Origin of the sequence: Moorella mulderi DSM 14980, assembly GCF_001594015.1 — a bacterium.
In the GTDB taxonomy this organism is placed as follows: Bacteria; Bacillota; DSM-521; order Neomoorellales; family Neomoorellaceae; genus Neomoorella; species Neomoorella mulderi.
Genome location: NZ_LTBC01000026.1, coordinates 1 through 9,613 on the forward strand (window position 1 = coordinate 1; position 9,613 = coordinate 9,613).

11 protein-coding genes and 1 pseudogene are annotated in these 9,613 nt (G+C 53.6%); all 12 read left to right on the top strand.

Features of this window, described 5'->3' with window-relative positions; translation table 11 throughout:
- Positions 1 to 156: 156 nt before the first annotated feature.
- Complete coding sequence (locus MOMUL_RS14740; protein WP_062286128.1) at positions 157 to 801, top strand: RraA family protein; 645 nt, start codon at positions 157 to 159, stop codon at positions 799 to 801.
- A gap of 283 nt (positions 802 to 1,084) precedes the next feature.
- On the top strand, positions 1,085 to 2,023 hold the full coding sequence (locus tag MOMUL_RS14745) for a sugar kinase (protein ID WP_062286129.1): 939 nt from the start codon (positions 1,085 to 1,087) through the stop codon (positions 2,021 to 2,023).
- A 404-nt stretch (positions 2,024 to 2,427) separates the two neighbouring features.
- Positions 2,428 to 2,679, top strand: coding sequence for a Rossmann-fold NAD(P)-binding domain-containing protein (locus MOMUL_RS14750; protein ID WP_062286130.1), 252 nt, complete (start codon positions 2,428 to 2,430; stop codon positions 2,677 to 2,679).
- Positions 2,680 to 2,754: 75 nt separating this feature from the next.
- On the top strand, positions 2,755 to 3,945 hold the full coding sequence (locus MOMUL_RS14755; RefSeq protein ID WP_153018447.1) for a uroporphyrinogen decarboxylase family protein: 1,191 nt from the start codon (positions 2,755 to 2,757) through the stop codon (positions 3,943 to 3,945).
- 301 nt (positions 3,946 to 4,246) lie between these two features.
- Positions 4,247 to 4,735 carry a DUF1670 domain-containing protein gene (locus tag MOMUL_RS14760; protein ID WP_062286132.1) on the top strand — a complete coding sequence of 163 codons (489 nt, stop codon included), beginning with the start codon at positions 4,247 to 4,249 and terminating at the stop codon, positions 4,733 to 4,735.
- 45 nt (positions 4,736 to 4,780) lie between these two features.
- Entirely contained in the window at positions 4,781 to 4,948 is a 168-nt protein-coding gene (locus MOMUL_RS16780; protein WP_161485037.1) for a hypothetical protein, read from the top strand.
- 93 nt (positions 4,949 to 5,041) lie between these two features.
- Positions 5,042 to 5,722 carry an RNA polymerase sporulation sigma factor SigK gene (sigK, locus tag MOMUL_RS14765; RefSeq protein WP_062286134.1) on the top strand — a complete coding sequence of 227 codons (681 nt, stop codon included), beginning with the start codon at positions 5,042 to 5,044 and terminating at the stop codon, positions 5,720 to 5,722.
- Positions 5,723 to 5,846: 124 nt separating this feature from the next.
- Entirely contained in the window at positions 5,847 to 6,098 is a 252-nt protein-coding gene (locus tag MOMUL_RS16425) for a hypothetical protein (protein WP_062286136.1), read from the top strand.
- The gene (gene cpaB / locus MOMUL_RS14775; protein WP_062286137.1) at positions 6,091 to 6,681 is read left to right on the top strand and encodes a Flp pilus assembly protein CpaB; all 591 of its coding nucleotides are present in this window, start codon (positions 6,091 to 6,093) and stop codon (positions 6,679 to 6,681) included. Before MOMUL_RS16425 ends, cpaB begins: the two co-directional genes overlap by 8 nt.
- Positions 6,647 to 7,963 (top strand): CpaE/TadZ family protein, encoded by a 1,317-nt coding sequence (locus MOMUL_RS14780; protein ID WP_153018448.1) that lies wholly within the window; start codon positions 6,647 to 6,649, stop codon positions 7,961 to 7,963. Before cpaB ends, MOMUL_RS14780 begins: the two co-directional genes overlap by 35 nt.
- 14 nt (positions 7,964 to 7,977) lie before the next feature.
- Entirely contained in the window at positions 7,978 to 9,216 is a 1,239-nt protein-coding gene (locus MOMUL_RS14785; protein ID WP_062286141.1) for a TadA family conjugal transfer-associated ATPase, read from the top strand.
- A pseudogene (locus MOMUL_RS14790) lies at positions 9,216 to 9,613 on the top strand (hypothetical protein); the annotation flags it as partial. The gene MOMUL_RS14785 and the pseudogene MOMUL_RS14790, both read left to right, overlap by 1 nt.

The following is a 9,613-nucleotide window of genomic DNA, read 5'->3' on the forward strand; positions in this document are numbered from 1 at the left end:
GTAGGGGACATCATAGCGCTGGGAGATATTGGCGCTCCGGACACCGTAAAAGAGGGCGACATAATGGAAGCCATCATACCCGAAATCGGTGTTTTACGTAACCCGGTCAAAAAAGAAGAATAAGGATAACTAAAAACGATTAGGAGGTCTAAAAAAATGGAACTCAAAGAACTGGTAGAACGGTTTCGCAAGTTAGCCACTGCTTCGGTTTCAGATGCAGTAGACAAAGTTACTGGGGAACGGGGCTTTATGACCCACGAAATGAAACCCATCTTTAACTGCAAAATTGTAGGACCGGCCGTAACAGTAAAAGAAGTATTTGCGCTGAAGAACGAAGGTCCGAAACTCGCGCTGCAGGCCATTGATAGTGCTGAAGAAGGGTCAGTTCTGGTAATTTCAGCAGAAAACGCCAAAGACTATGCCCTATTTGGGGGTTTGATGGGGACAGGAGCGAAGGTAAACGGTTTCGAAGGTGCGGTTCTGGATGGAGGAGTACGGGATGTTAATGAACTCAAAGAACTTAACTTTCCGGTATTCTCCCGGAGCATTGTGCCCAGCACCACGTTAGGGCGTATTGTGACGGTAGCGAGCAATATACCCGTTGCATGTGGAGGCGTAATGGTACATCCCGGAGACATCATAGTAGGAGACACTGACGGGGTAGTGGTCGTACCGAGGGCGAAAGCGGAAGAAGTATTACTTAAGGCGGAAGAGATCGAAGAGACGGAACGAAAACAAACGGAAGACATAAAAGAACTGAAGTCCATAGTTAAAGCGGTAGAGAAGTGGGCCAGGATTTAGTGATAGTTATTTTGGCTTAGGTGGGTTACTGGTGACGGCCGCGCAGGAGTATCTCCTGGGTGGTCGTCACCAACCCAATCCCACCGGAGGGTGGCGTGGATTTCCATCCAGCGTTTTTACCGGTTGTCCTATCCCGACGGTTACACAAGTAGGATTATGCTGTCCAATATTTCTACCTAATAAGGTAGCGGGCATTGCCCCGTTGACCCATGATGACGTGGGGAAGGGCCTTTCCCCCCAACCGTTTATCAACATAGTATGTTAAATTAAGGAGTGAATTAATATGCCGCAAATTATCTCTTTGGGAGAACCCATGCTTGAGTTCAATGCTGCCGAAATAGGACGTTTAAGCGAGATTTCAACTTTCCATACCGGTTGGGGCGGGGATACCTCCAATTTTGCTGTAGCTGCAGCCCGGCTAGGGAATTCCGTAGGCATTATGGGCCGTATCGGTTCCGATGAATTTGGACGTTCCTTTTTAAACCTGTGGGAGCGGGAAGGGATAGACACTTCCCATGCCATTGTAGAACCCAACAGTTTTACGGCTATTTATTTCATCTCTCGCCGTGAGGATGGGGGACACGACTTTACTTATTATCGCAAGGACAGCGCTGCCAGCCATTATTCGCCTGATGACATTGACCCTGAATATATTGGCCAGGCGCGGGTATTCCATTCCAGCGGCATTACCCAGGCCATTAGCCACAGCAGCTGTGACGCTGTTTTCCGGGCGGCAGAAATCGCCAAGGAAAAAGGTGTGCTTTTCTCTTATGACCCGAATTTACGCCTGAAACTTTGGTCCTTACCCCGGGCCAAAGCAGTCATAAACCTATCTTTTGAAATGGCTGATATCGTTTTTCCCAGCCTGGAGGATGCCCGGATATTAACAGGGTTAGAAGAGCCTGAAGCCATTGTAACAAGTATTCTCAAACGTGGGCCGAAAATCGTGGTACTCAAACTTGGTGGCGAAGGCTGTATGGTCGGCACACCAGGAAAGATCTTTACTGAACCGCCGGTAAAGGTTACACCGGTAGATAGCTCGGGGGCCGGCGATGCCTTTGACGCAGGCTTTATAACCGGATATCTGGCCGGTTGGGATTTAAAGCGGACAGCGCGCTTTGCCAATGTGGTGGGTGCTCTTACCTGTTTAAATAAAGGTTGCGCAGGTGCTACACCTACTCGTGCCCAGGTCGAAGAGTTTTTAGCTACCCTTGAAAAATAATTTATTTATAGATGTTTGTGCTTCGGAGGAAGGCCTGGTAACCAGGTTGGCGGCGGTGAAAAAACGGGCGGTATAGCCGTTAAGGCAGGCCTTGATGCCTAAAGCTATGCTTAAATAGATTTTCCCGGTCCAGGGTTACCGTTCGTCACAATGTTTTTCCGACGTTTGATAAATTTTCCTGCTGCCAGCTGCCGGACCAGGGCTTCCTCAACACGGGGAAGGCCTCGAACTTGAACTCTTCCAGGGTTTTCTGGAGGGGGAAACGGGCCAATCTTTCTGTTATAAAGAAGTAGGCAGTTATATCTGGCTATCAAGTTGAAAGTAAGTGGCCATGAAAATGGCCCCTTATTTTATCTAAGGGATTAGCAATATTGAGCGGTTGAGAACTTTGGGAGGGAAACAAGATGACACAACAAAAACCCAAAGTATTGGTTACCGAACCAATTCATCAAGCAGGTTTGGATCTCCTGCAGCCGGAAGTTGAACTGGTACTTAAATACAATATGACCCCCGGACAACTTATGGAAGAGATTGCTTGTGTAGAGCCCGTGGTGGTACGTTCATTAACTAATATTACCCGGGAAGTAATCAAGAAGGGCGCCAAATTGTTAGTGATCGGCAAAACCCGCTTTTCAAAATGGATAATGTTATCTTAACCCCTCATAATGCACCGGCGATAGAAGAGGCCCTTAGAAATATGGGAGTAACAAAAAGCATAGGTATATATATAATTGACATTAAAAATTGACAATATAGATTATGTAAAAGGAGTTAATTTAAAAATGAAGCCACGAGAACGCGTATTAAAGACCCTGGAACATGTAGAACCGGATAGAGTTCCCATGGACCTCGGGGGAACAAGGTGCACCACTTTGACTTTGGGGGCCTATGAGAAGCTTTTAGAACACTTAGGCTTGAAATTAGAACCTCGACTTTTAGGTAATATCTTCCAAACGGTTGCTTTGGATGAAGAAGTAGCGCGTTATCTTCAGGTTGATACACGTATGATTCATGATAACCCTCCCAAGAAATCCCAAGATAAGTGGTTATCTGATGATGTATTTAAAAATGAGTGGGGGATCGTTTATAAGCGCTCTATTAATGAGAAGTGGTTTTATTATGACATTATTGAGCATCCACTTAAGAATGCTACCTTGAGGGATTTATCTAACTTTGATTGGCCCGATCCCTATGATCCAGGCCGTACTGAGGGGCTTAAAGAGGAAGCCAGGAGGCTACATGAAGAAACGGATTACTGTATTATCGGTAATATAGAGATTCAAGCCATCTTTGCAACGTCATGGAGGCTACGGGGGTTTGAACAATTCTTAATTGATACCATAGCAAATACTGACTTTGCCAAAGAACTACTAGCCCGTGTCACGGAAATCCAAAAAGCGCGATATCAAGCTTTTTTAGAAGCAGTGGGAGATTATATTGATCTTGTTTTTATAGGAGATGATCTGGCCACCCAGCAAGCACCGTTAGTTTCACCCAGGACCTACCGGGAGATAATTAAACCTTATCAAGCGGACTACTTTGAATTTGTCAAGAAAAAATCTGGCAAGAAGCTAATCTACCATTGCTGTGGCAATGTTCGCCCATTGATTGAAGACTTTATTGAAATTGGTGTTGATGTACTCAATCCGGTCCAAGTTTCGGCTAAAGATATGGACCCAGTAGAGTTAAAAGAACAATTTGGTGACCGTATAACTTTTTGGGGCGGAATTGATACCCAACATGTATTGTCTAGAGGAACTCCAGATGATGTACGTCAAGAGACAAAGAAACGAATTAAACAGCTTGGCAAAGGAGGAGGGTATGTATTAGCCGCAGTTCACAACATCCAGTTCGAAGTTCCTCCTGAAAATATTTTGGCTCTTTTTGAGACGGGGCTTAAGGAAGGCAAGTATCCTTTGTAAAAGAGCAGCCAATGCTTCATAATTAAATTGTTAACCTGGCAATACTTACCCGGCTTAGATTAGGCTTCTGGCCAGCAGGAAAAAAGCCAGCGTGGCGAATCCATGCGGAAAAACCTGGACAAGCGAGGTTTTAAGCCGCGGGTAGCCCAGCCTTTTTCCGCCAGCGTATTCTCACCCAGGCGGCCTCCCTGGAGGCCAAAGGCTTGTATAACCACCTGGTCAGCGAGATCCGGACCAGGCGAGAAGTGCCCCTGGAAGAAGCCGTCCTGGTGGCGCGAGACGTTCTGGAGTACCTAACCTGTTGACCCGGGCGCCGAGCCAAATTGAGTTTCCTGGCATCTCCGGCCGGGAGAACCACCAGAAGCGTTCCCGGGCCAATCAAACCGAGAAACTGATCCATCTTACAGTGGTGGCGGAAGAAGACATCGAGCTGATGGCCGAGTTTGGGACGGTGGCTTTGCAGAGGGGCCGACTGGCACGCCTGCTCGAAGAGGCCTATGCCCAGGATGCCATTCTGGACACTCCCAGGCTTTGCGTCCTATTCCCCCAGACCCACCGGGGCATTCGCGCCATCCTGCAATCTTTCTGGCAAAAAGGAGTTTTGCTGCCGGTGGCCGGTATGAAGAAAGAGAACCGCCAGCTAATGCGGAACCTCTGGGCGGCGCTGGCTATTGACCGTTACTTGAGCGGAGAAGACCTCACCATTTTGCGTAAGAATTTGGCTATCAGCACCAGCCGCTGGCAGCGATGGTGGCAGGGCTTCAAGGAACTGGTGCAAAACCAGGACTAACCCCTGGAGGAACTGGCAAGGCTGCTCCGGGAGCCGCCGGGGCTTTTGGAGGCCTGGCAGGAGATATGGAACAGACACCGGGAGAAGGAGCCGGGGATAGCCACCCGGCTGGGCCTGGACCAGGAAGCTTTAAGACAACCCGGCACCGGTACCGGCAGCCGCCAAGCCTTTGCCGAACTGTTACGCCGGCGGCACGGCTACTCCCCGGTATAAAATAAATATAAATCTCCAGGACAAGCACCTATTAAGCCGCGCTTCCATAAAATATATAAAGGGTAACGCTATCCTGCCCGGGAGGTATGGAGTATGGAAGCCGGCTTTATTGCTTTGGTTGCCCTTTCTGTTTTAAAGGGCATTAGCCTCCTCCTGTCCTACATTACCAATAACGCCTTTCCCCAGCCATTGAGTGAGGAAGAAGAGCAAAAGTACCTGGAACTCTGGCAGCAGGGGGACCAGAAGGCCCGTAATATTTTAATCGAGCATAATTTGCGCCTGGTAGCCCACATAACGAAAAAATTTGAGAATACCGGTGAGGATAACGACGACCTGATTTCCATTGGTACCGTTGGCCTCATCAAAGCAATTAATACTTACAACATGAATAAAGGTACCAAGCTGGCTACTTATGCCGCCCGCTGTATTGAAAATGAGATTCTCATGCACCTGCGTGCCATGAAAAAGACCCGTGGCGAGGTTTCCCTTTATGACCCCATCGGGACGGATAAGGAAGGAAATGAAATTGCTTTGATTGACATCCTTGGGTCGGACCAGGATGTAGCGGAAATGGTGGAAACTTCTTACGAACGGCAACAGGTTATGCAAAAAGTGAATGTTTTAACGCCGCGGGAGAAAAAAGTTCTGGTCATGCGTTTCGGCCTTTTCCATGGCCTGCGGCGTACCCAACGGGATATAGCCCGCAAAATGGGCATCTCTCGCTCCTATGTTTCCAGGATCGAGAAGCCTGCTCATATACATACAACTTCCTAATACCTGCAAAAACCAAATAATTTCTCTATAGGTTTTACTTATGGCGCGGCATTACCCGCGCTTTATTTTTTGGTTGTTACGCTGATTGTAGCACAATTTTTCTTACACCGAAAGGAGCGGTTATATGGCTTCTGATTTAATCCTTTCTGATCCAGAACCAGCCATCCAGCAAGGGAAAGCAGTTATAGGTAAGAACCACCGGGTAAGATACGTGAACCGGGACAAAAGTCACCCGCTGTATGGCCAGACTGGGATCATACAGGCGAGAGCCAGGGGGCCGGGGCCAAGGAATTTGCTTGTAAAGCTGGATGACGGCAACCTGGTGGTGGCGCCCTGGGGCAACTGGAGAGTGGCAGGGGGGAATAGCGATGTTTAAGAACTACCGGTTGATGCTGGCAATTGGCCTTATATGTGGGGGCCTGGCGGTATTTGGAGCTATAACGACGGTTAACCAGAAGGTCGGCGCTGTCCCGGCGGTGGTGGCGGCAAAGGACATTGAGAGCCATCAGGTGCTGTCACCCGGGGATCTCACGGTGGTGCCGGTGCCACGAGCGGCGCTATATAAAGACGCCTTGCCCGCGGTAAGCCATGCGGTGGGGCAGGTGGCCCGGGGATATATCCCGGCCGGTACTGTTGTGCGGGCTTCGATGCTCCTGCCGCCTGCCAAGGCGGGTATAAGCGGGCTTTTAAGCGACTACCCCGGCCTGGTGGCCCTGGCCGTCAAGGCAGATATTGAGACCAACCTGGCTGGTGTTTTGCAGCCGGGGGACAAGGTGCAGGTTATGGCCCGATATAAAGACGCCAGGGGTGGTAGGTATGAGGTGGTTGCCAGTGCCGCGCCTGTCCTGGTGGTCAATGATAAAGGCATCCTGTTGGGGTTGACGCCGGAGGAAAACGGCAAGTACCAGCAGGCCCTGGCCGGGGGTGCGGCCATATCCTTTGCCCTCCTGGGTAAGTAGGAAGGGGGTTTTTATTCTGGCAACGGCTAGCGTTATTGTCCTGGGCAGCAAGGAGTTTGTAGAAGTCTTTCTTTCCGGGTGGCCGGATGGGGCGCCGCCGGTGGCTGGGGTGGCCACCGATCTGGCGGCGGCCAGGGCCGCCGTTCCGGGAGACGGTGGGGTGGTTGTAGCCGGGTTTCCCGGTAGTGGCGGGGTAGAACTGGTCAAAGAAATGGCGGCCAGGTACCCTCGTTGCCGGTTCTTCCTGGCCGTGGAGGATAAAGACCTGGCCGATACGGCCTTGTGGCGGCAGATGGCCGCCCGGGGCATCGTGCTGGTATCCATTAATAATGCTGCCGCTGAGGTCGCGGCGGCGTTAAAGGATGCCGGTTTTAAGGAAGCGCCCGCGCCTTTGCCTCCCGCCCGGGCCGGAGAGAAGCCGGAAACCGGCCCGGATGATAGAAAAAAAATATCCCTTGCCATCTGGAGTACCAGGGGCGGGGTGGGCAAGACGGCCCTGGCTGTAAGCCTTGGGGCTCTTTTGGCCCTGCGGGGCCGGAAGATCAGGAGGGATTACCGGGTGGCCCTGGTGGACGCCGATGCCGACGGCGGCAATTTGAGCTACTGGCTGGGTTGTCCCAATCCCCGGGTGACCCTGCCGGCCTGGCTGGACATGACGGAAGGCAGGGTTGGCTGGGATATGGTGCGGGAATACCTGCTTTTGCATGAGGCCAGCGGTCTGTATTTCCTGCCGCGTTCCGCCCGGGCCACCGACGAGGAGTACATCACCGCCGGGCTGATGGAAAAAGTCCATGCCGGGCTGTCGCCGCATTTCGATACGGTGATCTACGACCTGGGGACGGCGGTCCGCAAGGAGAACAACTATACTCCCTATCTTCTCTCTACGGTTGATACCGTCCTGGTGGTGGCGCGACCGGACCTGCCCACCGTCCAGAGCATCAAGAACGACCTGGACGAACTGGTGCCCAGGTGGGGCCTGGATCCGGGAAAACTGCGGCTGGTGCTGAACCGGCGCTCCTGGCGGGCGGGCTTCAAGGAGGGGGATATTGCCAGGCATATGGGTATCCCCCTCCTGCTGCCGGGGCTGCCGGAGGATATCCATGTGGACCGGGCCGCTGACCGGGGCGTGCCGCCAGTGTTGGCTTACCCATACTGCGATTTTAGCCGGGCGGCGGGGTTGCTGCTGGCTAACCTCATGGGCCGGGAGTTTGCTGATGCGGGCGACAGGAAACGGCCCTGGGAGTATGTGGCCGGGTTTTTCCGGCGCCGGGCGGCTGTCTAAGGAGGGAGACTTGAATGGCGAACTGGGAGGCTACTCTGGAGCCGGACATGCTGGAAAAGGTGCGCTACCGGGCGATCCAGCGTATCCGGAGGGAGAACCGGGAGGTCCTGCGCCGGCCGGAAGGGCACCGGGACTACCTGCAGCGGGTTTTTAGGGAAGAGTTGGAACGGGTAAGGCCGGATATGTCCATCGGCCAGTTAAGGGAACTGGCCCGGGGCCTGGCCCTGGACGTCATGGGTTACGGGCCGTTATATGACCTGCTGCGTGACTCCAAGATTACGGAGATCCAGGTCTTCGCGCCGGACAAGGTGCTGGTGGAAAGGGAAGGGGAGATAACTGAAGCCAGGGTCCGCTTCCGGGATATGGACCACCTATTGAACATCACCCGGGGCCTGGTGGGAGTCGCCGGGGCCAGGCTGGACGAGAATAGCCCACTGGTAACCTGCCAGCTGCCGGACGGCTCCCGGCTGACGGCCAGCATCGCCCCGGTGGAGCTGAACGGGGTCTTCCTGGGCATCCGCAAGTTCCCGGAGTTCCTGGACCTGGAGGAACTGGTGCGGCGGGGGACCCTTACGGCGGCAGCGGCGGCGTTTTTGAAGCTGGCGGTAGATATTGGCCTCAACATCGCCGTCACCGGGCCGGTGGGGGTGGGGAAGACGACCTTGATGAACGCCCTGGCCGACCTGATCCCCTTAGGAAAGACCCTGGCCACCACCGAGGAAGTGGCGGAGCTTCAGTTCCCCAGGCGGCGGAATGTGCGGCGGCTGGTGGCTAAATTCCCTAATGTGGAAGGCACCGGGGAGATCTCCTTGCCCGTGCTGCTCAAGGCCCAGCTGCGGCACCAGCATGACTGGGACATCATCGGCGAGTGCCGGGCGGCGGAGGCCTACTATGTACTCACGGCCACAACCGCCGGCCATTCGATTATGACCACCTTCCATGCCGAGACTCCCCGGGAGGCGGTTACCATGCGCTTCCCGGATATGGTCCTGCAGTCGGCGGAAGGGCGCGCCTACGGGGACAGCCGGGCCATTGAGCACAAGGTAGCCCTCAGCCTGGATGTGGTGGTGCAGATGGCCCGGGCCGGGCGGGAGCGCAAGGTGGTGGAAATAGCCGCCGTGGGTTGGGATAAGGGAGTAGTGATTGAGCCTTTATTCTGCCTGGAGGGTGATAAGTTAGTAAGTGCTGGCGGCAGGGGCCTGGAGCTGCTTAGAGCCAAGCGGCCTTACCGCAACTGGAAGGCGGTGGACTGATGCTGTTATTTACCGGTGTTATGGCTTTCCTGACCGCTATAGCCCTGGTGGTGGGGCTTTTCGCCTTGCGGCAGCGTAACCCTTTAGCGGAACGGTTGGAACAGATGCGCGGGGGCCGTAGGGGAGCGGGGTTTAAATCCCGGTGGCGGTCGCCCTGGCGGTTGGACTTATTCAGCGGCGATGAGAAGCTGGCCGCCGAGGTAGCCGCCCTGGGCGCCCTGCTGGCCGGAGGCTTGAGTTTTATGGTCGCCGGTTCTTTTTTTGCCCTTCTCCTTGGCGGTGCGGCCGGGTTCTTCTATTTCCCCCGACTTTACGGGATGTTACGGCGGGGGAGGCTGCAGGAGGCCTTCGCCAACGAGCTGGGTCCGGGGGTGCGGGCCCTGGCCCGGGGCTTGAG

Excerpts from the sequence above, each read along its gene's own strand:
- MOMUL_RS14740 (WP_062286128.1), top strand. The coding sequence starts at position 157 with ATGGAACTCAAAGAACTGGTAGAACGGTTTCGCAAGTTAGCCACTGCT.
- MOMUL_RS14745 (WP_062286129.1), top strand. The coding sequence starts at position 1,085 with ATGCCGCAAATTATCTCTTTGGGAGAACCCATGCTTGAGTTCAATGCT.
- MOMUL_RS14750 (WP_062286130.1), top strand. The coding sequence starts at position 2,428 with ATGACACAACAAAAACCCAAAGTATTGGTTACCGAACCAATTCATCAA.
- sigK (WP_062286134.1), top strand. The coding sequence starts at position 5,042 with ATGGAAGCCGGCTTTATTGCTTTGGTTGCCCTTTCTGTTTTAAAGGGC.
- MOMUL_RS16425 (WP_062286136.1), top strand. The coding sequence starts at position 5,847 with ATGGCTTCTGATTTAATCCTTTCTGATCCAGAACCAGCCATCCAGCAA.
- cpaB (WP_062286137.1), top strand. The coding sequence starts at position 6,091 with ATGTTTAAGAACTACCGGTTGATGCTGGCAATTGGCCTTATATGTGGG.
- MOMUL_RS14785 (WP_062286141.1), top strand. The coding sequence starts at position 7,978 with ATGGCGAACTGGGAGGCTACTCTGGAGCCGGACATGCTGGAAAAGGTG.